Origin of the sequence: Micromonospora cremea (assembly GCF_900143515.1) — a bacterium.
Lineage (GTDB): Bacteria > Actinomycetota > Actinomycetes > Mycobacteriales > Micromonosporaceae > Micromonospora > Micromonospora cremea.
Map to the genome: position 1 here is coordinate 4,046,157 of NZ_FSQT01000002.1, position 21,742 is coordinate 4,067,898.

General features: G+C 68.5%; 22 protein-coding genes and 2 pseudogenes. 14 read left to right on the forward strand and 10 right to left on the reverse strand.

Translation table 11 applies throughout. The features are described 5' to 3' along the window. The first annotated feature begins 141 nt into the window (after positions 1-141). From BUS84_RS32485 to BUS84_RS32495, 4 genes are read left to right on the forward strand one after another with little or no spacing between them, the layout of a single operon-like run. Positions 142-675, forward strand: coding sequence for a hypothetical protein (locus tag BUS84_RS32485; RefSeq protein ID WP_074318202.1), 534 nt, complete (start codon positions 142-144; stop codon positions 673-675). Then, positions 672-1,067, forward strand: coding sequence for a hypothetical protein (locus BUS84_RS32490; protein ID WP_084757670.1), 396 nt, complete (start codon positions 672-674; stop codon positions 1,065-1,067). The genes BUS84_RS32485 and BUS84_RS32490 overlap by 4 nt, the downstream gene beginning before the upstream one ends. Continuing rightward, positions 1,067-1,210, forward strand: coding sequence for a hypothetical protein (locus BUS84_RS38435; RefSeq protein WP_159451094.1), 144 nt, complete (start codon positions 1,067-1,069; stop codon positions 1,208-1,210). The genes BUS84_RS32490 and BUS84_RS38435 overlap by 1 nt, the downstream gene beginning before the upstream one ends. Beyond that, entirely contained in the window at positions 1,207-1,758 is a 552-nt protein-coding gene (locus tag BUS84_RS32495; protein WP_074318203.1) for an SUKH-4 family immunity protein, read from the forward strand. The genes BUS84_RS38435 and BUS84_RS32495 overlap by 4 nt, the downstream gene beginning before the upstream one ends. 234 nt (positions 1,759-1,992) lie before the next feature. Here BUS84_RS32495 and BUS84_RS32505 read toward each other — a convergent pair whose 3' ends face one another. Further along, positions 1,993-2,433: a hypothetical protein gene (locus BUS84_RS32505; RefSeq protein ID WP_074318204.1), complete on the reverse strand. Its 441-nt coding sequence runs from the start codon at positions 2,431-2,433 to the stop codon at positions 1,993-1,995. A 142-nt stretch (positions 2,434-2,575) separates the two neighbouring features. Here BUS84_RS32505 and BUS84_RS32510 point away from each other — a divergent pair, with 142 nt between their 5' ends. Both BUS84_RS32510 and BUS84_RS32515 read left to right on the forward strand, forming a co-directional pair. Continuing rightward, positions 2,576-3,010, forward strand: a complete 435-nt coding sequence (locus BUS84_RS32510; protein WP_074318205.1) for a VOC family protein — start codon at positions 2,576-2,578, stop codon at positions 3,008-3,010. A 708-nt stretch (positions 3,011-3,718) separates the two neighbouring features. Next, a complete protein-coding gene (locus BUS84_RS32515) occupies positions 3,719-4,381 on the forward strand; it encodes a nucleoside/nucleotide kinase family protein (protein WP_244298794.1) in 663 nt (220 codons plus the stop codon). A gap of 139 nt (positions 4,382-4,520) precedes the next feature. On the opposite strand, the gene BUS84_RS32520 is transcribed toward BUS84_RS32515, so the two are convergent. Next, positions 4,521-4,919 carry a winged helix-turn-helix transcriptional regulator gene (locus BUS84_RS32520; RefSeq protein WP_074318207.1) on the reverse strand — a complete coding sequence of 133 codons (399 nt, stop codon included), beginning with the start codon at positions 4,917-4,919 and terminating at the stop codon, positions 4,521-4,523. A 107-nt stretch (positions 4,920-5,026) separates the two neighbouring features. Here BUS84_RS32520 and BUS84_RS32525 point away from each other — a divergent pair, with 107 nt between their 5' ends. Next, a complete protein-coding gene (locus BUS84_RS32525) occupies positions 5,027-5,929 on the forward strand; it encodes an NADP-dependent oxidoreductase (protein ID WP_074318208.1) in 903 nt (300 codons plus the stop codon). Positions 5,930-6,004: 75 nt separating this feature from the next. Beyond that, positions 6,005-6,382, forward strand: coding sequence for a DUF4267 domain-containing protein (locus tag BUS84_RS32530; RefSeq protein WP_074318209.1), 378 nt, complete (start codon positions 6,005-6,007; stop codon positions 6,380-6,382). Positions 6,383-6,618: 236 nt separating this feature from the next. Here the strand turns inward: BUS84_RS32530 and BUS84_RS32535 are convergent, their stop codons facing one another. From BUS84_RS32535 to BUS84_RS32545, 3 genes are all read right to left on the reverse strand, one after another. Continuing rightward, a complete protein-coding gene (locus tag BUS84_RS32535; RefSeq protein WP_074318210.1) occupies positions 6,619-7,260 on the reverse strand; it encodes a GyrI-like domain-containing protein in 642 nt (213 codons plus the stop codon). Further along, on the reverse strand, positions 7,244-7,780 hold the full coding sequence (locus BUS84_RS32540; RefSeq protein WP_074318211.1) for a PadR family transcriptional regulator: 537 nt from the start codon (positions 7,778-7,780) through the stop codon (positions 7,244-7,246). Before BUS84_RS32540 ends, BUS84_RS32535 begins: the two co-directional genes overlap by 17 nt. A gap of 485 nt (positions 7,781-8,265) precedes the next feature. Then, on the reverse strand, positions 8,266-9,090 hold the full coding sequence (locus tag BUS84_RS32545; RefSeq protein ID WP_074318212.1) for a phytanoyl-CoA dioxygenase family protein: 825 nt from the start codon (positions 9,088-9,090) through the stop codon (positions 8,266-8,268). Positions 9,091-9,219: 129 nt separating this feature from the next. Here BUS84_RS32545 and BUS84_RS32550 point away from each other — a divergent pair, with 129 nt between their 5' ends. The 3 genes from BUS84_RS32550 (at position 9,220) to BUS84_RS32560 (ending at position 13,691) form a co-directional block, all read left to right on the forward strand. Continuing rightward, a complete protein-coding gene (locus tag BUS84_RS32550; RefSeq protein ID WP_159451095.1) occupies positions 9,220-10,077 on the forward strand; it encodes a helix-turn-helix transcriptional regulator in 858 nt (285 codons plus the stop codon). A gap of 297 nt (positions 10,078-10,374) precedes the next feature. Beyond that, positions 10,375-12,990 carry a M14 family zinc carboxypeptidase gene (locus BUS84_RS32555; protein ID WP_159451096.1) on the forward strand — a complete coding sequence of 872 codons (2,616 nt, stop codon included), beginning with the start codon at positions 10,375-10,377 and terminating at the stop codon, positions 12,988-12,990. 149 nt (positions 12,991-13,139) lie between these two features. Next, complete coding sequence (locus BUS84_RS32560; protein WP_244298795.1) at positions 13,140-13,691, forward strand: DUF2231 domain-containing protein; 552 nt, start codon at positions 13,140-13,142, stop codon at positions 13,689-13,691. A 59-nt stretch (positions 13,692-13,750) separates the two neighbouring features. On the opposite strand, the gene BUS84_RS32565 is transcribed toward BUS84_RS32560, so the two are convergent. Continuing rightward, the gene (locus BUS84_RS32565; RefSeq protein WP_074318216.1) at positions 13,751-14,308 is read right to left on the reverse strand and encodes a dihydrofolate reductase family protein; all 558 of its coding nucleotides are present in this window, start codon (positions 14,306-14,308) and stop codon (positions 13,751-13,753) included. Between the two features lie 269 nt (positions 14,309-14,577). On the opposite strand from BUS84_RS32565, the pseudogene BUS84_RS32570 reads away from it, so the two are divergent. Then, positions 14,578-15,107, forward strand: a pseudogene (locus BUS84_RS32570) (SigE family RNA polymerase sigma factor). Then, on the forward strand, positions 15,104-16,546 hold the full coding sequence (locus BUS84_RS32575) for a hypothetical protein (RefSeq protein WP_074318217.1): 1,443 nt from the start codon (positions 15,104-15,106) through the stop codon (positions 16,544-16,546). The pseudogene BUS84_RS32570 and the gene BUS84_RS32575 overlap by 4 nt, the downstream one beginning before the upstream one ends. A 143-nt stretch (positions 16,547-16,689) precedes the next feature. On the opposite strand, the gene map is transcribed toward BUS84_RS32575, so the two are convergent. After that, the gene (gene map / locus BUS84_RS32580; protein WP_074318218.1) at positions 16,690-17,508 is read right to left on the reverse strand and encodes a type I methionyl aminopeptidase; all 819 of its coding nucleotides are present in this window, start codon (positions 17,506-17,508) and stop codon (positions 16,690-16,692) included. Positions 17,509-17,610: 102 nt separating this feature from the next. Here map and BUS84_RS32585 point away from each other — a divergent pair, with 102 nt between their 5' ends. Then, positions 17,611-17,877, forward strand: a complete 267-nt coding sequence (locus tag BUS84_RS32585) for a helix-turn-helix domain-containing protein (RefSeq protein WP_074318219.1) — start codon at positions 17,611-17,613, stop codon at positions 17,875-17,877. A 192-nt stretch (positions 17,878-18,069) separates the two neighbouring features. Here BUS84_RS32585 and BUS84_RS32590 read toward each other — a convergent pair whose 3' ends face one another. The 3 genes and pseudogenes from BUS84_RS32590 to BUS84_RS32605 all read right to left on the reverse strand — a co-directional run. Then, positions 18,070-19,524: an alkaline phosphatase PhoX gene (locus BUS84_RS32590; RefSeq protein ID WP_074318220.1), complete on the reverse strand. Its 1,455-nt coding sequence runs from the start codon at positions 19,522-19,524 to the stop codon at positions 18,070-18,072. A gap of 593 nt (positions 19,525-20,117) precedes the next feature. After that, on the reverse strand, positions 20,118-20,978 hold the full coding sequence (locus tag BUS84_RS32600; protein ID WP_074318221.1) for a maleylpyruvate isomerase N-terminal domain-containing protein: 861 nt from the start codon (positions 20,976-20,978) through the stop codon (positions 20,118-20,120). Positions 20,979-21,086: 108 nt separating this feature from the next. Next, positions 21,087-21,692: pseudogene (locus BUS84_RS32605) on the reverse strand (low temperature requirement protein A); the annotation flags it as partial. Positions 21,693-21,742 lie beyond the last annotated feature (50 nt).

Below are 21,742 nucleotides of genomic sequence, written 5' to 3' on the forward strand. Positions count from 1 at the left end.
CGAAGCAGGACCACCGCAAGGGCGATCGAACAAAGCGTCGGCCCCGAGCGGTCAAGCTGCGGCGGACGCTTCGCCGGAGTCGGTCACGCGCGATCCGTAGCGATGGGGTACGACTTCTGTCTCGCCTGAGCGGGCGGCGGCGTGCCGAAGGCGAAGGTCGGCAAGCTGGTCGGCAAGGCGGTCGAGGCCGCCGATAAGAAGCCGAAGAAGCGGATTCCCGCGCCGCCGGTGACCCGCAACAACAACCTGCCTGAATTCGTCCTCAAGATCAAGCGCAAGCCGTCCTACAAGAAGGGACCCTTCGACCGCAAGGTCAACGCGCTGAAGAAGCTCAGTGACGAGGGCAAGCTGTTCAAGCAGGCCAATCCCCTCGACAAGGACCCGGAGCTCACCAAGAACTACCGCAAACGCGTCATGGATGCGATTTTCGCCAAGTACTGGCCGCCGGGCGGCAAGGCCACCGAGGAGGGCAAAGCCATGGCGAACAAGCTTCTGGCCCGCCTGGCGGGGCTCGACGCCGATCATGTGTGGGATCCGCAACTGGGCGGTCCCGACACCGTCGATAATCTGAGACTTCTGGATTCCCATACGAACCAGGACATGGGCAGGGAGATCTGGAATGAGATCCGGAAGCTGCCGGACGGAACGCCGATCCGAATAGAGGTGATCCCTTGAACCCCGACCTGCGGGAACTCATCGTGGAGTTGCGCGCCGATCTGGAGGCAGATCAGCCCGCGACCTTGCTGTGGGCGCAGATCGGCCAGGGCGCGCCGGCCGACACGATTCCCGCCGAGGTGCCGCAGCCGGCCCGGGAACTGCTGGAGGTCGCCGACGGCGTCCGGGCCGGCGACTTCGAACTATGGGGCACCGCCCACGTCGACTACCGGCGGAACATGCTCGGCAGCATGCCAGAGTTCACCGGCGTGGCCGAGGAGCCCGCCGAGTGGTACTACCTGGGTGACCTGGCCGGGAGCCGCTGCTGCTGCGGCGCGACACCGGGGCGATCTGGTGGTTCCCGCGGACCAGCGGCGACCCCTACTACGCCCGGGAGGAATTCGAGGAGCTGATGCCGAACCTCGAGTACTTTCTCGCCGGCTACGTGTTCGGCCCCCTGTACGTCGATGTCGCACCCGACGACGCGTGGTGGGAGTTCCTCGACGAGCACGGGCTGACCGCCGAGGACGAGGACGACGAGGAGCCGGACGATTGACCGTCACGTACGAGCAGCTCGTCGGCCTGTGGGGCGCCGACGGCGTGCTGCATTTTCCGGTCGACAGGTTCGACGACGTGCTCGGCCCGATCCGGCCGGAGATCTTCCCGCCGAACGGCGCCTTCCCGACGGACGTACCGATCCTGTTCACCGTCGACGTCGCCGTCGAAGGCATGGAGCTGTTCTCGAAGCTGCGCATCGAGATCGGCGACGCAGGGCCGCGCACCTACCTCGTGCTGGGCAGTTCCCCCGAGGACGGCCACCTGCTGTATCGCCTGGACACGCTGACCGGCGGCGTCGCGCTGCTGGACCTGGAGTCGCCGAACTTCGAGCAGGTCAACTCCACGTTCGCGGCGTTCGTCGAGTTCCTGTACCGCCTCGAGCAGTTGATGGAGAACGACCCGGGCGACCGGGAGCGCGCGGCCCGCGCCGCCGCCATCCGCGCCGACCTGATGAGGGTGGACCCGTCCGCGTTCACCGACCCGGAGTCGTGGTGGAGCATGGCCTTCGGCCAACTGGAGTCCACCGGTCAGGGACGGTCCGCGTAGCACCGGGCGCCGATCGCGTGGTCGACCGTTTGGCAGAACGCGGCAAACCCCGCCGATCTGTCCTCGATCGGCGGATCCGGGGCCACCAAGTCGTGGCCGCGGCTGGCCAGCTCAGGGACGACAAGATGCCAGTCCCAAACGCTGCCCCCGCCGTCGTGGATCAGAACGAAAGCCGCCATGACCCGAAGCCGCACAGCCGGGTACGACAGCCAGCCACGCGGCCCGGCTCGCCGATCAGCGGCGACCGGTGGCCAGGGCGACGAGGTACTGCCCGCCGCCTGCGTCGACGCTTGCGGTCACCGGCAGTCCGGGCACCAGCCGGGAGAACCGGTCGACCAGCCAGTCCGCCGCCTCCTGGGCGTCCTTCTTGCTCGGACAGCGGGCGACCAACTCGCGGCCACCCTTGCGCTCAAGTCGCTCGGCGACGGTGATCAGCGGCGCGGGCTCCACCACGTGCAGACGGTCCGGCCAGGCGATGACCACCTTGACCGCGCCCTTGCGCGTGTTGCAGGCACGGTGCGCGAGTCGCTCGGCGACCTTGGCCTTCTTGTCGGCGGTGCGACTGTCGACGCTGGGACCACGCGGGTCGTTCACCGACATGCCGGCGTCGACCGGCTCGTCGCACACCCAGCATCGCCAACTGTCACGCCTCGCGACATCCTCGAGGAGACTCATCCGAGCAAACTAGCCTGCCAGGCCCCGGCCAACGACAGCGCCGACCGCCTTGACTCCCGACGGATAGCGAGTGTGGCGCCGTGGGCCAACCAGGGGTGACCCCGTGGAGACGACGAAAGACCCTCGCCTCTATGGTGGGCCGATGGCGTCGGTCAAGCAGTTCCAGGTCACCTTCGACTGCGCAGAACCTGAACGCGTCGCTCGTTTCTGGTGCGAGGTGTTGGGGTACGTCGTACCGCCGCCACCGGAGGGGTTTGCTACCTGGGACGATTTCAATCGCGCGTTGCCGCCTGAGCATCAGGGTTCAGCGTTCGCGTGCATTGATCCCTCAGGTGTGGGCCCGCGGCTGTTCTTCCAGCGCGTTCCCGAAGGCAAGGTCGTCAAGAATCGGCTGCACCTCGACGTGCGGGTCGGCACCGGGCTTGTGGGTGAAGAGCGCCTGGCCGTCCTTGAGGCGGAATGCGCACGACTGACCGCGCTCGGTGCGGTACGTGTGCGACTACTGCGTGCCGATGGCGAGAACGAGTCGTGCCTCGTGATGCAGGACATCGAGGGCAACGAGTTCTGTCTCGACTGAGTTCCGTGTGCTTCTAGGTTCCGATGGAACCGACGGAGGCAGCACTAGGTCTCATAGACATGAGGACCCTGTTTCGATTTGTCTCGGTGTTGGCGTGGACGTCCCTGGCTGCCCTGACAGTGGCATGTGGGGTCGCCACCGAACCACCTACCGCAAGATCAGGTGTGATCTCTGAGCCCGAGCCGAGTACACCGACACAGACGAGCGCGGGTGGCGATGCTGCTGCCTGGGATCTCGGTCCGGACAAAAGCCTTCAAAGGTCGTCCACGAGGTTCACTGCCCTCGTCTCGCGACTGGACTGCAATAACGGCGTCACGGGGCAGGTCTTGGCGCCGGCAGTTCACATCAGCGAGTTCGAGGTTGTCGTGACTTTCAGCGTCGCTCCGATGCGGCCGCATTTTGCAGCGTGCCCCAGCAACGATCAGGTCTCCTATGAGGTCGATCTCGGTGAGCCACTGCGGGACAGAGCGCTGGTTGACGGCCAGTGTCTGGCTGGCGGGGGAGCGGTGACCACGTCCTTCTGCGCCACTGGCCCCACGCGCTTCAGGCCGTAATGCCCATCCGGGCGCGTTTCCCCCTGGCGTTCCTCAACGCCACTGACATGCCGCGATCCGCGCGGCGTGGAGCGCAGCCGTTTGACGGATGGCGACGTGCGCACGTGCCGATGAGCGGATGCGGGCCGGTAGGTCAGCATGGGAATCTTGCCGGGTGATCAGCTCAGTCGAGCGACGCGATGTCATCCGGCGGGTTGCGGGCTTGATTCCCGCATTGCAGAACGGTGCCTGTGCCCGCGTGGCGGTCGATGGTCCGGACGCATCCGGTAAGACGATGTTCGCCGATGAGCTTGCCGCCGATGTTCAGGCGTCCGGCCGCCCTGTCGTTCGGATCTCCCTCGACGACTTCCACAACCCGCGACCGGTCCGATACCAGCAAGGACGGGAGTCACCGGAGGGCTATTGGCAAGACGCCTTCAACTATCCGAGGTTCCGCAGCGACGTCCTCGAACCCTTCCGCCCGGGTGGCACACGGCTGTACCGGCCCGCCGCACACGACCTCGCCACCGACGCCCCTCTCGACCCGGAACCGCTTACCGCTGCGCCTGCCGCCGTACTCATCGTCGACGGGCTCTTTCTGCAACGCGACGAGCTGGTCACGGCCTGGGATCTGTCGGTGTTTCTGGACGTGCCCTTTGCCGAGACAGCAAAGCGCATGGCGATGCGCGACGGAACGCATCCCGATCCCGCGCACGCGAGCATCCGCCGCTACGTGTACGCGCAACGCATCTACTTCGAAGCCTGTGCCCCGCATGACCGGGCCGACGTCCTCATCGACAATCAGGACCTCAACGCACCACGCATCATTCGACCATGACCCATTCAACTGCCGCCGATCGTGCGCGTCGGCGTCGGAGCGCCGTCACGCTAGGTAGCCGTCAGCGGTGGTAAGTCCGGGTACGAGGACGTCCGGTCGTAGCCGATGAGCGGACACGTTGCGCCGTCTCTGAGGAGGTTCAGGGGCGTGCGTCGAATTGGGTGCGGGCTTCGAAGACCCGGTCCATGTGCGTCTCCGCCCAGTTCTTGATCGCGATCATGACCGGAAACAGTTCATGGCCGAGCGGAGTGAGTTCGTAGTCGACGCGGACCGGTACCGAGGCGGTGACCGTGCGGGTGATCAGGCCGTCGCGCTCCAGCGTGCGCAGGGTCTGAGTGAGCATCTTCTGGCTGACGCCGGCGATGCGGCCGGCGAGTTCGCTGTGCCGCTGCGGGCCGTCGGCGAGGGCTGGGATCACCAGTGCGACCCACTTGTCAGTGAGCCTGCTCAACAACTCGCGGGTCGGGCACCGTGCCAGGAACGCGTCGTAGTCGCGTTTGGCCTGTTCGCGGCGTTGTGCCGCGGTCGTCGTCGCCATCGTGCCCTCCACCGGTGCCCTAGGCACTCCACGGTACCTACTTACTGGCAGTGCCCGCTGATCCCTACGGTCTTGGTGATCACGAGAAGCCCACCAGGGAGACAGCGATGCGCGCAGTCAGCTATGCACAGTTCGGCGGTCCGGAGGTCCTGCACGTGGCCGACGTGCCGGTGCCCGAGCCGGGGCCGGGGCAGGTACGGGTGAGGGTCGCCGCGTCCGTCGTCCACCCGGTCGATCTGATGATCCGCTCCGGTCGGTTCCCGGCCCCGCTGCCGACCGGTTTGCCGTACACGCCCGGCTGGGATGTGGCTGGCACCGTCGACGCGGTCGACCCGGCAGTCGAGCAGTTCACGATCGGCGACAACGTCATCGGCTTCTCGCCATGGCTGCAAACCACGGTCGGTGCCCACGCGGAGTACGTGGTGCTCGACGCAGCCTGGCTGACCTCCGCGCCCGCCGGCGTCCCCGCCACCGAGGCGGCGACCTTGCCGACCAACGGCCTCGCCGCCGCCCAGGCCCTCGACCTGCTCGCGGTCCCGGCGGGTTCGACCGTGCTCGTCACCGGCGCCGCCGGGCAGGTCGGCGGGTTCGTCCTGGCGCTGGCCCCCGCGACCGGCCTGCACGCCACGGGACTCGCCGGAACCGACGACCGTGCGTTCGTGGAGACGCTGGGCGCGGCATTCCTGTCGCGCTCAGACGACCCGACGGGGATGTTCGATGCGGTCATCGACCTGGCGGTGATCGGCCCCTCGCTGCTGGGCCTCATCCGCGACGGCGGCGGCTACGTGGCCGCGTCGCCTCCGCTTCGCCCGGAACCGGTGCGGGAAATCCGGACCTTCGCGCTGGAGGTGCTACCGGATGGATCGCGGCTGGGTGAACTGGTCAAACTCGTCACCAGCGGCGACATCCCGCTCCGGGTCGCCGACGTGTACCCCTTCGCCGACGCCGCGGCCGCTCACGACCGGCTGGGCAAAGGCGGCGTCCGCGGCGGCGTGGTGATCGTTCCATGACCCCAGCCAAACCTCGGCCGTCACGAATCTAGCGCCGCTAGAACTCCGCCAGTGTCACCAAGAGGGAAGTCGCCAATGCTCACCATCATCGCCAACGTGCTCGCCGGACTGATCGGCGCAGGCTGCATCTTCATGGGCGCGAACGCCTTCCGGGCGCCGCGGGCCGCAGCCGGCTTCGGCATCCCCGGCACGCGGACCGAGGACCGCACCTTCCAGGCCTGGCTGTCCGTCAAGGCCGTGCGCGACATCGCCTCGGGGCTCTTCATCTTCATCCTGCTGGCTGGAGCGACACCGCACCTGCTGGGCTGGTTCATGCTGGCCGCCGCCGGCATACCCGCCGGCGATGCACTGATCGTGTCGCGTAACAACGGGCCCAAGGCGGCCGTGTACGGCATCCACGGGGCCACCGCCATGGTGATGGTGGCGATCAGCGTGCTCCTCCTCGTCGCGTGACCACGAGTCACGCCGCTTCGGCTGAAGATCGAATCCACTGAAGGGGACACGACTCCGAACGCATCGACCTCACCCTGGGTAGCTGCCAGAGGTGGTATGTCCGGGTGCGCGGACGTCCGGTCGTAGCCGATGAGCGCACGCGTCCGTCACCGACTACAGCTTCAGTGTCGGAGGCTCCTCGGCGAGTATGGCCGCCGAGGTGGCCGAGCCGCTTAGCCTCACCGCGAGCCAGCCGTTCACGCTCCGGTGTCGACGGTGATCGGTTGCCTGAGGATGGTGCGCCGCCTGTCGGGTGCGACCTTGCGGAAGTCACTGAGGTAGATCTCGTGGTGGGTGCCGGCCATGCGAAGACCGTGGCCAGGGATGAAATCCTGATGCAGTCGCGCGAGCACGTCGGCCTCGTCGTCGAAGGAACCGACGTGCAGCGTCTGCACGCACCGCCCCTCGGTCAGCGTCTGGAGGCGGACGTCGTCGAGGCGCGCCGGTCGGTGCTTCGCCTCGGTCTGCTCGACGGCGGTCGTGAACATGGTCTGGTCGATCCAGTCCGGAACCATGAGCATCAGCGTCCAGTCCCACTGTGACTTGTCCCGTTCGGTGGTGAAAGAGCTCATGTCCTCGGCCCACCACAGGCCTTCTAGGGGCGGGACGACGTAGTCGCGCCCGAGGTCTCGCTTGCTGGCGAACTTCAGCTTGTACGCCACCGGGTAGAGCGCCTCGACCGCCTCGAGGAAGGCGGGCGAGGTGTTGGGGTCGCCGTGGCCATCGGTCATCAGGTACTGCATGTCGGGTATGTCAACTATCCGGAACCGGCCTCGTTGCGCTTGGTAGGCGTCAAGGGTCTTCTTGAAGTCGGTCTTGTCGTCAGCTTTGTTTGTCACCGGACACCTGGACTCGGGTGGCGAGCCACTGCCTTTCTGCCTTTAGGAGGCTCAGGGAGTAGGAGAACACCTCACGCGCCGCGAACGGGGCTTGTGCCAGCCGCACCTCCCGGACGGCCTCGACCGCGGCGATCCGGGCTTCGATCTGCGCCAGCCGGGTGCGCAGCGCCTGTGCGTACTGCTGCGCCGAGAGCAGGGACAGGTTGGCCACGCCGACCAGCAGTGGATGTGGGACCGGCCGTGCCTCGGCGACGAAGGCCAGCGCGTTACGTGCCGCAACCTTGCGGCCTTGGGTGGTGGCGTGGAAGACGCGGCGGGACTTCCCGGCGGCCGGAGCCTCCGGGACATGGAGCAGGCCGCGCTGCTCCAGCTTGGTGAGCAGGTAGTAGATGGAGGAGAACCCGATGTCGGTCCACTGTCGTATGCCGCGCTGCTCGATCACTTGCTGCAGGTCGTAACCGTGCTGCGGCCGTTCGATGACCAGGCCCAACACGGTCAGCTCAGCGGGAGTCAACTCCACGAGCCTATTCTAGCGCTAGAATACGGGTGGCCATGGCTGTGGCCGGCCGGTTGCCAGTCGCAGGCGTCGATTCCGCCGCCTGGCCTGCCCCGGGTGCCGACAATGAGGAAATGAGAGCGCAGAGGTTCCTGGAAAGGCAACAAGCCGCAGCTCGTCGTCGTACTCCAAAGAAGCAACAAGTTGTGGCTCGTCGTCGTACTCCATGGCCACTGATGGCGGCGCTGCTTGCGGCGGGAGCAGCCGGAGCCGCGGCGGTACGGCGTCGCAAAGCCGCCGGGCGCACCGGAGCCGGGGCGGCCGGTCATGCCGGCGATGCCAGCCGTCCCCAAGGAGCCACCGAGGGCTGGCCCCAGGGAAGGTGAAGCAGGGTGTTCCCCTCCGGCGTCGAACCGGAGACCTCCCAATCTTCAGCGCCGGGCTGGTGGGCTCCGGTCCGCCCGCATCGGCGCGGCAGCCGATGACCGGCGATCCGCGGCTGGCCGGGCTCAGCCGGCCGTCGGCAGGAGGGGGTTCAGTTCGGTGGCGGCCAGGTCACCGGGCCTCGCGCCGGGCAGCCAGGTGGCCAGGTCGTTGGCCTGCGCCGGGTTGGCCGGCGGGCTGACGGTCAGGCCGTCGGCGAACCAGATCACGGTCATCACCTCCCGCATGCGCGTCGACGCGTTGGGCAACGCCTTGTGCACGGTCCAGCCCGAGTGGAAGGTGGCGTCTCCGGCCGCCATCGCGGTCGGCGCCGCGATCGGGAACCGCCGGTCGGAGACGAGCCGTTCGAAGTGCTCCTCGGACGCGTCGGAGATGACGACGTCACTGAGCGGACCGGCGGTGTGACTGCCACTGGCGAAGCACATGCCGCCCGCCTCGGGACTGACGTCGACCAGCGGCATCCACATGGTGATGCACCGAAGCCCGTCCAGCGGCCAGTACATGGCGTCCTGGTGCCAGGGCGTGTGGCCGCCCTGCGGCTCCTTGAACAGCGCCTGGTCGTGGTAGAGCCGAACCCGCTCGACGCCCAGTAGCGCGGCGGCCACGCCCGCGAATCGGCTGGCCAGGCTGAACTGGGCCGCCGCCGGGTCGTGCCGCCACAGATTTCCGACCTGCAGGAACGCGCGACGGTAGGTGTCGCGCTCGTCCATTGGCTTGTCCTCGGTGCTCAGCCGTCGTACGCCGGCCGCGATCACGTCACGGAAGGCAAAGACCTCGCCGGCGTTCGCGACGCCGGGCAGTCGGACGTGACCGTCGCGCCGGTACGACGCCACGTCCGCGGCGGACACCGGGTACGCGCTGGTCAACGGCGGCAGGTGAGTGCGGGTCATGGCGCGATCTCTTTTCGCTCGGTAATGCTGTTTCGTGGTGCCAGGCTGTGCCGACAGCCCACCAGACGGCTGATGGCCACTCCCGGAACGACCTGGCAGGAGGGGTACGTTGTGGTCTACCGTCCCGGGATGGCACCCGGTGCGGAGGTGGTGTCCCGACGCGGCGTCGCACGTCTCGGGCACATACGACTCGCGGGGCGGATCGAGGGTGGGACCGGGATCCCGAGCCCTGCACCACGCAGCTATCCGTCCTACGCCCTGACCTACGTCACCGCCGGGGCCGGCCGGTACCGGGACGCGACCCATGACATCCCCGTGGTACCCGGCACGCTGATCCTCGTCTTCCCCGGACTGCCGCACTGGTACGGCACGGCTGGCGATGCCACCTGGGACGAAACGTTCCTCGTCTTCGACGGGCCGTTGTTCGAGCTGGCCCACCGGTCAGGCGTCGTCGACCCCGCCCAACCGGTGCACACGGCGTTGCCGGTGGCCCTGTGGCAGGCACGCTTGGGCGCCTTCCGTCGCCGCCCCCGTGCCTCGTCACCGGGAGGCGGTGACAGCGAGGGGTTGGAACTGTTGGGGCTCATCGTGGACGCAACCAGCGCCGCCGGCAGGACGAGGGAAGGCGTGCAGGCCGGCTGGTTCGCCCGCTCGGTGGAACTGCTCGAGGGTGACTTGGAGACGCACATCGGCATGCCGGAGGTGGCCCGAGCGGTCGGAATGCCGTACGAAACCTGGCGCCGAGCCTTCCGCGCTCGTGCCGGCGCTGGTCCGCAGCAGTACCGGAACCGGCACCGGCTGGACACCGCAGCGGAACTGCTGGAGCACACGTCGATGAGCACGAGAGACATCGCCGCCGTCCTGGGATTCAGCGACGAGCGGCACCTCATCCGTCGCTTCCGCGCCCGCACCGGCATGACCCCCCGCCAGTTCCGGGACAGCCGGCACCTCCGAGGAGCGGGTAGGCGTCCCTCACTGCGGCGATGAACCGGTAGACGTCGGTCCCGGTTGGCCGCGCACCGCGCGCGGGACCTGACGCCTGCGTGGCGCGCGGTTCGGCCCCGACGGCGCGCCCAGCCTCGCCGACCGGGTCGGCCGGCCTCCGGGCGAGCGAGCGGCCGGCGACGGCGAACCTCAAGTAATGCTCAAGATGTTGACTCGGCCTTACACATTCTGATATTTCTATTCATGAAAGGGGGGTGGAATTCGTCGGTTTCGGAGCGACTTACGCTGCCCGGAATTCGACACGCATTCAGCATGGCAGCGAGCACAAGGAGAATGTCTGTGCGTACCTGGAAAAGGAGAGCCCTGCTGCCCGCAGCTGCTCTCCTTGCATTGACCCTGCCCTTAAGTAGCAGTCTCGTTCTGAATTCGGCCGCCACCGCGGCCCCGCGCATCACCAGTCCCGAGCAGTTCTTCGGCTTCCCTCTCGGGGCCGAGGGCAAGCTGGCCCGCTGGGACGACCTCGTGAAGTACTACAAGCTCGTCGCGGACCGCTCCGACAAGGTGCTCTACCAGGAGATCGGCAAGACGGCGTCGGGGCGACCCTTCCCGCTGGTCACGGTCAGTTCCCGGGACAACCTCAAAAACCTTGACCGGATCAAGCAGATCAACCAGCGACTGGCCGACCCGCGCGGTCTGAGCGAGGCGGAGGCCAAGAAACTCGCCGCGCAGAGCAAGCCGGTCTTCCTGCTGGAAGCCGCGATCCACTCCACCGAGGTGGGCACCGCGCAGGTCATCCCGAACATTCTCCACCGGCTCGCCGACGAGAAGTCGACCACGATTTCGGAAATTCTCAACAACGTGGTGCTGCTCATCATTCCGGCGCAGAGCCCAGACGGCACGGAGTGGGTGGGCGACTACTTCAACGAAACCGCCGGAACGAACTACGCCCGCACCTATCCCGACCTCTACCAGAAATACATCGGGCACGACGACAACCGTGACTGGTTCATGTTCACGCAGCCCGAGACGCAGATCAGCGTCACCCTGCAGAACGAATGGAAGCCGCAGGTCGTCCAGAACCTCCACCAGATGGGTAACGCCCGGGGCCGGATCTTCGTCCCGCCGTACCTCTCGCCGAACGACCCGAACATCGACCCCATCACCGTCCAGCAGACCAACTCTCTCGGCATGGAGATCTCACGGAGCCTGACCGCCGAGGGCAAGAAGGGCGTCAACTGGGGGTCGACCTACGACTACTGGACGCCGTCGCGCCAGTACATGACCTACCACGGCGCGCCGCGCATCCTGGTCGAGGCGGCCAGCGCGCAGGACCTCGCCTACCCCTACAGAAGCAGCGACGGCGGCCCGATCGGCCCGCAGGAGCCGGACACCAACTTCATCGAGCCGTACGACCAGTCCACCTGGACGCTGGCGCAGATCGTGGACTACCTCGACACGTCGGTCTTCGGCGCGCTGAGCAACGTCGCCAAGTACAAGACCGAGTGGCTCTACAACTTCTACCGCACCCAGCGCAACGCTGTCGACCCGAGCGCCGACAAGCCGTTCGGCTACATCGTTCCGGCCGGCCAGCGGGATCCGTTCGCCACGTACGAACTGCTGAAGACGCTGCAGACCGGCGATGTCGAGATCGAGCAGGCGACCTCCGCCTTCACCGCGAACGGCAAGCAGTACGCGGCCGGCTCCTGGGTCATTCGGTACGCGCAGCCCTACGGTCGGTTCGCCAAGACGTTGCTGGAGGCGCAGGACTACCCCGACCTGCGGGAGTACCCGGGTGGCCCGCCGCAGAGCCCCTACGACGTGACGGCGCAGACCCTGCCGATGCTCCTGGGCGTCCAGGTCGACAGTGCTGCGAAGCCCTTCACCGCCGCGACCACCCAGGTGAAGGAGGTGCAGCCGGCCAACCCGGCGTTCCCCGGTGACCCGGGAGCGGGCGGCGCCTACCTGGTCGGCCCCGAGTCCTACGGCACCGCGATGATGATCGCCGCGCTGCAGAAGGCCGGTGCGCGGACCTTCCGGGCCAGCGCCGAGTTCTCGGCCGGCGGACGCACCTACGCCCCGGGCACCCTGATCGTCGAGCCGAGCAAGGCGGCGCGGACCGCCCTGCAGGATGTCTCCCGGAAGACCGGCATCCCCGTGTTCGGCGTCGGCCAGGCGCCGCGGGTGGCGGCGGAGCGACTCAAGGACAACACCCGGGTCGGTCTCTTCCGCGGCGTCAACAACATCCCCGGCGGCTGGATGAAGTGGCTGTTCGAGCAGTACGGCACCGGCTTCAGCGAGGTCGTGGCCGACGACTTCACCGGCGACCTCAACGCGAAGTTCGACACGATCGTCCTGCCGGCGGGGATCAGCCGGGCTGACATCGTCTCGGGCCTGAACCGGGACCGTTACCCGGCCGAGTGGTCCTGGGCGTACGGCGTTGGCGAGGCCGGCTGGGCCGAGCTGCGCAAGTTCGTCGAAGACGGCGGGACGCTCCTGGCGATCGGCGACTCCGTCGCGACGGCGCGCCAGCTCGCCTCGCTGCCGATCACCCCGGCGCTTCCCTCCGACGAGCATGAGTTCTTCTCGCCAGGCAGCATCCTCAGCCAGCGATTCGACACCGCGGACCCGGTGGCCTGGGGTATGCGCCCGGACACGCCGGTGTGGTTCGGTGAGGACGACCAGGCGTACAACGTCACCGGTGGCGACGTGGTCTCCTCGTTCCCCACCTCCGGCGAGCAGTTGCAGAGCGGCTGGCTCATCGGCGGGGAGCACCTCAACGGCAAGGCCAACATCGTCAAGCACCAGGTGGGGGAGGGGTTGATCGTGACGTTCGGCAGCGAGCCGACCTTCCGTACCTGGTCTCGCGACCCGAGCAAGCTGCTCTTCAACGCGATCTACCACGGTCCGTCGACCACGGTGGACGCGGCGGCACTGCCGGGCGCACTGCGCCGCTGACCGATATCGAGGGGGTCGCGTCCCGCCGGACGCGGCCCCCTCGCGGTGCACCGTCAGCCGGGGGAGTACGACGACCCGCGCCCCGCCGACCGGAAGCGTCGTTGTCCGCCCGGCTCGCCGGCATAGCCGCTGAACCGAGCGTCCGTCGGGTGTATCGGCGTCCGGTCCGGGTATGCGGGCGCGGTTGTCGCACCGACAGGAGGTTTACGGTGGAAAGTCGAGCCAAGGCGATGGGTCACGCGATCCATCCCATGCTGATCGTGTTTCCGCTCGGTCTGCTCGCTACGTCGGTCATTTTCGACATTCTCTATCTGATCACCGACCGAACGGGGTTTCAGATCTCCGCCGCGTACACCATCGCGGCGGGTGTCATCGGCGGCCTTGTCGCCGCCCTGTTCGGCCTCGCCGACTGGCGGGCCATCCCAGCCGGCACCCGGGCCAAGCGGATCGGCGCGGCGCACGGCACCGGAAATCTGGTGGTCGTGATCCTGTTCGCGGTGAGCTGGCTGGTGCGTCTGTCCCGGGAGAACTGGGAACCGAACGCCGCCGCGCTGGTCCTGAGCTTCGCGGGCATCATCCTGTCCGGGGTGACTGCCTGGCTGGGCGGGGAACTGGTCGAGCGGCTGGGCATCAGCGTGAGTGACAACGCCGGGGTGAACGCGAGCAGCTCGCTGCACCGCGCGCCGGCGCGCGGCGCCTGACCCGGCACCACGCCGGCCGATCTACCGGGCCGTTTTCAGGGTCCGGGGGAAGAAGACCCTCAGCGGGTCCGGTAGCGCGCGTAGATCAGTCCGCTGTCGAAGGCACGCTCCTCGACCAGCTCGAGATCGAGGCGCACGCCGTCGGGGAAGAATCGCTTGCCGCCGCCGACCACGCTCGTGGTGATGAACAGGTGGTACTCGTCCACCAGGCCGGCCGCGATCGCCTGGGCCGCGAGATTCGGGCCGTCGACGGTGAGGTCGTGATCAGCCTCGGCCTTGAGCTTGCGCACCGCGTGCGGGTCGAAGGTCCGCTCAATTCTGGTCTTCGCGCTGGACACCGACTCCAGCGTCGTGGAGTACACGATCTTCTCCGCGGCCTGCCAGTCGCGGGCGTACTGCAGGATGTGCGACGGCTGGTCGGGCTCGGTGTGCGCGGTCTCCCAGTAGACCATCGTCTCGTACATCCGTCGGCCGTAGAGGTATGTGCCGACGGGGCGGAAGAGGTCGTTGATGAAGGTATGCACCTCCTGATCGTCGGCCCCGGTGCCGAGGCCGCCTTCCGCCGCCTCGGCGTAGCCGTCGAGCGAGGTGATCATCGAGTAGATGAGCTTTGCCATGCGTCTCCTTCGGGTACGAGCGCGTCAGTCTGCCAGCGGTCCTGCAGGCTGTGACCTCCGCGCGACCCGAAACTCACCGATCGGCTGGCCGGCCGGTTCCGTCAGCCAGATCTGCACGCAGGGTGATCGATCCGGTGCGGCTGCGGGCAACCACCGGCAGATCCGAATCCGTTTCGACGTACGGTTTCCCACTCAACCCCGGACGGCGCAGATCGCGTCTCACTCTGCATCCGCACGTGAACGCGAGGCGGACGCGACCTGGAGGCGGCGTGAGTCGGCACGAAGACGACGAACAGTTCCGGCTGTTCGTACAACGACAGTGGGGGCCGTTGCTCCGAACGGCCTACCTGCTGACCGGCGACCGGGGGACAGCCGAGGACCTGACGCAGTCGGCGTTGGAGAAGACCCATCGGCGCTGGGGCGGGTACTGCGCAGGGACGCCCCCGAGGTCTACGTACGCCGGGTGATGGTCAACACGGCGATCTCCTGGCGGCGTCGGCGGCGGCCGCTGGAGGTGCCGCTGCTGACCTCCGACAGCGCGCCGACGTCGGACGCGTACGCGCAGGTGGAGGAGCGGCAACTGCTCCTCACCGCGCTGCGGCGGTTGCCGCCCAGGACCCAGGCGGTTCTGGTGCTGCGCTACTTCGAGGACCTCAGCGAGGCGGACACCGCCAAGGTTCTCGGCTGCTCCATCGGCTCGGTGAAGAGCCAGGCGTCGCGCGGGTTGGCCCGGCTGCGGGTCGAGTTCGTCCCACCCGCCCCGCAGTCCCCGGTACGGCTCGAGGAGGAACTGGCATGACCGAGAGCTTCGCAAACTCGGCGCTCAGTCCTGCGCTGTGGCAGGCCGCGCACGGCGTCGACGTACCTGAGGACCCGTGGCCGGGGTTCGCCCGGCGCGAGCGACGGCACCGACGGACGCGGCTGATCCGGGCGGCGGTGGCTACCGTGGTCGGGGCCGCGCTCGTCGGGGTCCAGACCAACGTGGTTCCCCTGCCCAGGTGGGCGCCGGGCATCGCGGTCGCCGCCGCCCCGATGCCGCTGCTCGACGCGCCGCCGCGGGGCGCGCTGGCCGGCGATCAGGCCTGGCTGGACACGCTGCGGGCGCGGATCAGCACCGAACCGCCGATGAGCACCGACACCCCGTTGGGTGGCTGGAACCGGGACGGCATCTGGAAGGTCGGCGATCGCAACCGGATTCGTCTGCTCTACGGCAGTGACGAGCCGGGCCACCGGGTCGCGCTGGTCGCGGTGCCGCTGCGGTTCGGCCTACTGACCAAGGAGGCGCTGGTCTGGTACGTGGGTCCGGCCGGGGCCGGCGCCCAACAGATGCACTACGCCGGGCACAGCGAGAGCGTCGACAGCCCCGTGATGACCCTGATGCAAGCCGGTACCGAACGGGGCGGATTCGCGGTCGTCGTCGGGCCGGCCGAGTCGACCGTGATGATCAGTGGCGACCCTCGGTACACGACGAGGGGCACCCTGGAGTACCAGAACCCCGCGAGGGCGGACGGCAGCGGGGTCGGGTTCGCCGTCCTGCCCCCCGCGCCCCTTCCGAGCGAACCCGTCGTCCGGGTCAGCCGTGGCGACCACGTGCTCTACCAGGGTGGCCTGGGCGGCGGCCCGTACGCCGCAATCGACCCGACCGGGCCGGAGATGGACGTCCTGCTCACCACCGCCCGACGGGGTGTCCGAGGTACGCCGCTGGACGACGCGAACCTGCGTAACTTCGTCGAATCGGCACTCCTCAACAGTCGCCTTCCGGCTGCCGGGACGACGGTACGGGTGCGTTGGTCGGGCAGCGAGCACGGCCAGGCCGCCGTGCTGCTCACCGTGCAGCCTGCCGGCGGCGGGGTTATCGCGTACGCCATGCACGGTGACGACCGAACCGGCTGGTCGACCGACCTGCGGCTGCTGCTGCCGGCCGAGGGCGCCGACCAGCGACCGATCGGCTGGCGGATCCGGGCCGACAACGGCACCCGCACGCCGACGGACCAGGTGCGGGTGATCGCCCCGCCGGACGCGGCCCGCGTCACGGTCACGGTCGGCGGCGCACCGCCGGCCACGGTCACCCTCGACGCGTCGAACGCCGGCACCACTCGGATACCGCTGGACCAGCCGGGCACCCTCACCGCGTACTCCCCGGACGGCAGCGTCCTCGGAACCACTCCGTTGCCGCCGGTCGAGGCCGACATGTCGGGCCTGCCGGGCGACAGCCCGGCCACCCGGGTGACCCCCTGACGAACCGAGAGCGGGGCCGAGCCGTCCGTGGACGGCTCGGCCCCGCCGAGCAGGTTCAGAACCGGGGCGGCCCGCTCTCAACAGCGCCAACTGGTGTGGAACGGACGCCGCCTGGCCATCCGACCGCCCCAAAGCGGGGCTCGTCAGGACGTCGCGGCCGACTGCCCGCTGCGGTTGCCCGGCCTTGTGTCGTGCCCGGGGCGGCGGGTCAGTACCTGGGGGCCGGCCGTGGTGATCGCGACGGTGTGCTCGGAGTGGGCCGAATGCGAGCCGTCCGCGGACCGGATCGTCCACCCGTCCTCGTCAAATTTGATCTTGTTGGTGCTGCGGCAGAACCACGGCTCGATCGCGATCGTCAAGCCGGGCTTGAGCTTCATGCCCCGGCCGGAGCGGCCGTTGTTGGGCACGTGTGGGGCCTCATGCATGGTGCGGCCGATGCCGTGCCCGCCGAACTCGTCGTTGACCTGGTAGCCGTAGCGGCGGGAGACCTCGCCGATGGCGGCGGAGATGTCGCCGAGCTGATTGCCCGGCCACGCGGCGTCGATCGCGGCCTCCAGCGCGACCTCGGTGGCCTCGATCAGCTTCAGGTCATCCGGGGCAGGGGTGCCGACGATGACGGACAGCGCGGAGTCGGCGACCCAGCCGTCGATCCCGACCGCCATGTCGATGCTCAGTAGGTCACCGTCGCGCAGGGCGTAGTTGCGCGGCAGGCCGTGCAGCACGGCGTCGTTGACCGAGAGGCACAGGACGTTGCGGAACGGGCCGCGCCCGAACGACGGCGTGTAGTCCCAGTAGCAGGACTCGGCGCCACGCTCCCTGATCCGGCGGCGGGCGTGGTGCTCGAGGTCCATCAGGTTGACCCCGACGGCGGCGACCTCACGCAGCTCCGCCAGCAGCTCGCCGACGAACTGGCCGGTCACGGCCATCCGATCGATCTCCTCGGCGGATTTAAGTTCGATCACGATCAACCCTCCCCGGTCCGGTGCGGTATATTTATACCACCCGGTCGGGGTGCCCGCCGGGTTGGCATTGCTGGCCCGAGAAGGCGGATCTATCCTGCTGACATGGTTCGCCCACCGCTCACGCCTGCACAGATCGCAGCCGGGCAACGTCTCGGGGCGGCTCTTCGGGTCGCGCGAGGTGGCCGCAGCCTCGTCGAGGTCGCCCTGGCGGCCGGCATCTCGCCGGAGACGCTGCGCAAGATCGAGGTGGGCCGGCTCCCGGCACCCGCGTTCGGCACCGTGGTCTGCCTCAGTGAGGTCCTCGGCGTCGCGCTCAGCGACCTGGCCGAGGTGTGGCTGGCCGACCTGCGCGTCCGCGAAGCGTCCTGATACTCCGACGTCACTTCAGCCGTGGCGGGTGAGCCTGCGCCCGCACCGGCCAGGGTCACCGCGGTCGCGCCTCTCGACGGGGACCGGAACCGCACTTCCTGGCGGACCGGATGAGCGTCGACCGAACGTGCGTCGTAGATGCAGTGGGGGTCAGGCGGATCGCCTGACCCCCACCCGGTCGATCTGGCTCCGTTAGCCCAGGTACTTCTCCCACGGGCCGGTGATGGCCAGGGTGAGGCCGGGGTCCTGCATGTTGACGAAGAGCACCTTGCCGTCGGCGGTGAAGGTCGGCCCGCAGAACTCTGAGTCGTTGAGCTGGTTGCGGGCGATCGCGTACGTTGGGCCGCCCGGGACCGCGCTGAGCACGTGGGAGGCGCCCGAGCCGTCCTCGGCGAGCACGAGACTTCCCCACGGGGTGACGGTCACGTTGTCCGGGCCGTCGAAGGTGAGGTCGTTGTACTTGACCGGCGTCCCCTCCTCCGAGGCGGTCTGGTGCGGGAAGTACGTCACCAGCTGGATGGTCTGAGCCTTGTAGTTGTAGAACCAGACCATGCCGTCGTGCGGAGCCGCGTCGGCCGGCAGGTCACCGTCGTCCCAGGCGAAGGAGTTGACCACGTACACGCCCTCGTCGGTGCCCCACACGCCCTCGAACTTGCGTCCGCGGGTGACCTGGCCATCGGTGAACTGCTCACGCACGGGCTTGTTCCGCGCGTCGCGGTCAGGCACCTCGATCCACCGCACGGGGAAGGGGCGCCCCATCTGGGCGGAGGTCAGGTAGGCGACGTCCGGCAGGACCGAGCCGTCGTCCATGATGATCTGCATCGCGGCGAGGACGCCGGCGTTCGGTGCGAGGCGGGTGAGCACACCGGGACCCAGCTTGAGGCCGCTTGGCGCCGTCCAGCGGTAGAAGAGGCCGTTGGGCTCGTCGGCGTCCTCGGAGAGGTAGATCGTGGTGCGGTCCTTGTCGACCGCCAGAGCCTCGTGCGAGTAGCGGCCCAGGCATTTGATCGGCTTCGGGTCCGCGCTGCCGTCGGCCCAGACCTCGAAGACGTAGCCGTGATCCTTCTGGAAGACGCCGGACTTGCCGTCCTCTTCCCACTCGTCGCCGGCCCGGTCCTCGGTCTCCTCGCAGGTGAGCCAGGTCCCCCACGGGGTCGGCCCGCCGGCGCAGTTGGCGACGGTGCCCGAGAGGGCGACGAACTCACCCAGGTTGCGGCCCGCACGGTCGGTTCTGATCACGGTGCAACCGCCGGCGTCGACGGCGCCCGAGTCGTAGACCGTTCCCTCGACGTGCGGTACGCCGAACTCGGCGCCCGGGTCGATCTCGTGGTTCTGGATCAGGGTGTAACGGCCGCGGCCGGCGTCGTAGACAGCCATGCCGTCGTGGGCGGCCGGGGTCATGCCCTGGCCGCGGTCGAGCCGGGTGACGCCGGTCCGGGTAACCACGGTGTAGTTGAAGCCCTCGGGCAGGGCCAGGATGCCGTCGGGGTCGTCCACGAGCGGCGGGAAGGGCACGTTGCCGGCCTTGACCGGCGGGTGAGGCCGGCCCGGGCTGGCCTGCGCCAGGGACGGCAAGCCGCCGGCGATGGCAATGCCTACGCCGGCGGCGGCGCCGCCAGCGAGGAAGGTACGACGAGAGGAAGGCACGTGGATCAGCTCCTGGTCAGGACAAGTGCGACGACTGACAGCCAACTCCTGCGCACAGACACCGACACGTCACCTGTGGAATCGATTGGTGACATCGGAGTGAAGAATCAGGGCCACTCACGCCAGGGACGGCCCCCGGGCTGTTGAACGAACGTTCGTCCTCGTCAAGGAGACGCCGGTCGAACAGCAGGTGTGCCGTTTGCTGGTGGGGCGGGAGGGTAGTTGGGTGGTTATGACCACGCCTGAGCAGAGTCAGCAGGAGAGAGCCCTCGAGACCGGCGAGGTGTATCAGGACGCCGAGGGACGCCGAACGACGGACCCGAGCTCCGGGGCTGCGCACGCCGACAGCGAAGCCGACCGCAACGCGGAGCACCTGAAGCGGGGCGAGGTTGGGCCGCGCGTCCCGGAGGAGTAGCCGGTCCGTCCGTACGCCGGCGCAGGCGGACTGAGGAGCACGGTTGGATGCGGCCGCCGTGGTGGCGGTGTTTCCGGACCACCACAGGTCCACACCATGGGTGGGATCGGGGACGCCCGAGCCGCCCGCCTCACCGACACGGTGATCCCATTGCCGCCGACAGTTGGCCAGCGCCGGTTCAGCCCGGCGCCCGCACCGTACGCAGGAATCGGGGTAGCAGCCACGGGCGGCGGCCACCGATGACGATCTTGCGGGTGAGTACGGCGCGCGGCCGGTTGATCCGCCCGAACATCATCAGGTTCATCGTCGGCGGGTCGAAGGACACCCGCACGTCCAGGTCGCGGCCGGGCTCTTCTACCGACACCCGGCCGTCCCGCAGGACCAGCGCCGTGGTGGACGTGTACGCGGAGCGGAACTCGACCGCGATCCGGCCCGCCCGTACCGGCTCCGCCGAGTCCAGCAACCGCCCGTAGTCATTGGTCAGCAACCCGACCAGGAAAAGGTCGAAGTACAGTGCCGCGTCCCGCGGCGGGATCGACCACGGGAGTCGCGCCACCCGGGCGATATCCCAGCCATGGATCAGCAGTTCGTTCAGCAGGTGGGCCAGCACAGCGGCGACCGGCAGCTGGGAGCCACCGAGCCAGGGCACCGGTGTTGCTGGATCGACGTTCTCGGTCGTACCGAGGATCTGGTTGACGTCGGCGCGGAGCCGTTGGGCCAGGGTCTCCGGGTCACGCTCGGTGAAATGCCGCATCACCAGGTCATTGAGGTCGGACACATTGTCGATCGTGGTCGCCATGAGCCGGTCCTCGAGCGCGGGCACCGAGAGCGCGGACGGCACCTCGCCCGGCCGGACAATCGAGGTGTACAGCGCGGCGATGGCGACCACGTGCGCGGCGGCGTCCACAATCGACCAGTGCGGGGTTGCCATTGCCGCTGGATGCTGGGCCGTCCGAACCAGTTCGCCGAACCGGTCAGCGGTTGCGTCGAGGCTCTCACGCACCCCGCCCCACCCGTCATTATCGCGGTTGACAGCCACGTTCCCCCTTCGCCGACCCTCGCTCCGCGCAACGTACCGCATCAACACCGCCGCCATGACCCGTGAAGCCGAGCAACCATGCCTCGGGACGAGGGTGACACATCTCGGCTAGCCGGGTGGTGAGGGCGGCTCGGGTGGGCGTCCTCGGGCGCGGGCTGCGTCGGACACGGCGATTACGGCCAGGACGAGGGCAGGTGCCGTGGCGGCCAGCAGTGGCGGCAGGAAGAACGCCGCCGGCAATGTGGCGGCGAGTGCGAGGATCCCGATCGGCCGGGAGCGGGAGACCCGACCGAACACCTCGTACTCGAACATGCCCCGGCCGGCGAGGAACAGCGCGGGTCCGCCGAGAATGACGATGATCCAGGCCGGTGGGGTGTGTCCGAGCGGGTGCTCGATGACAAGCTCGTCGCCGACTGCGATGACGACGATGCCGGCGACCATGAGCAGGTGGGCGTACAACGCCGGGATGACCGCGCGGAGTGGATCGCGGGCGGCTGCGATGGCCTCCCCCAGCAGGCTTCCGGCGCGGTGGATGTAGATCCGCCACTGCAGCGCCGTGGTGGCGAACGCGACCACGACCGCGGCAACCCGGTCGGGCTCGAATCTGCCGCGGCTGAACGTCAGCCCGCTCACCAGGATGAGCTCGCCGAGCGCGATGATGAAGAATTGCCGGAAGCGCTCGGCTGCGTGCACGCCGTAGACCGCGAACTCGGATGTGCGCGCGACCCAGGCGCGGCGTGGACAAGCCGAGTGAGACTGCGGCG

Bases quoted from the DNA above. Each gene is read 5' to 3' on its own strand.
- BUS84_RS32585 (WP_074318219.1), top strand. From the start codon at position 17,611: ATGGTTCGCCCACCGCTCACGCCTGCACAGATCGCAGCCGGGCAACGT.
- BUS84_RS32565 (WP_074318216.1), bottom strand. From the start codon at position 14,308: ATGGCAAAGCTCATCTACTCGATGATCACCTCGCTCGACGGCTACGCC.
- BUS84_RS38435 (WP_159451094.1), top strand. From the start codon at position 1,067: ATGCCGAACCTCGAGTACTTTCTCGCCGGCTACGTGTTCGGCCCCCTG.
- BUS84_RS32530 (WP_074318209.1), top strand. From the start codon at position 6,005: ATGCTCACCATCATCGCCAACGTGCTCGCCGGACTGATCGGCGCAGGC.
- BUS84_RS32545 (WP_074318212.1), bottom strand. From the start codon at position 9,090: ATGACCCGCACTCACCTGCCGCCGTTGACCAGCGCGTACCCGGTGTCC.
- BUS84_RS32510 (WP_074318205.1), top strand. From the start codon at position 2,576: ATGGCGTCGGTCAAGCAGTTCCAGGTCACCTTCGACTGCGCAGAACCT.
- BUS84_RS32575 (WP_074318217.1), top strand. From the start codon at position 15,104: ATGACCGAGAGCTTCGCAAACTCGGCGCTCAGTCCTGCGCTGTGGCAG.
- BUS84_RS32550 (WP_159451095.1), top strand. From the start codon at position 9,220: ATGGCACCCGGTGCGGAGGTGGTGTCCCGACGCGGCGTCGCACGTCTC.
- BUS84_RS32525 (WP_074318208.1), top strand. From the start codon at position 5,027: ATGCGCGCAGTCAGCTATGCACAGTTCGGCGGTCCGGAGGTCCTGCAC.
- BUS84_RS32505 (WP_074318204.1), bottom strand. From the start codon at position 2,433: ATGAGTCTCCTCGAGGATGTCGCGAGGCGTGACAGTTGGCGATGCTGG.
- BUS84_RS32520 (WP_074318207.1), bottom strand. From the start codon at position 4,919: ATGGCGACGACGACCGCGGCACAACGCCGCGAACAGGCCAAACGCGAC.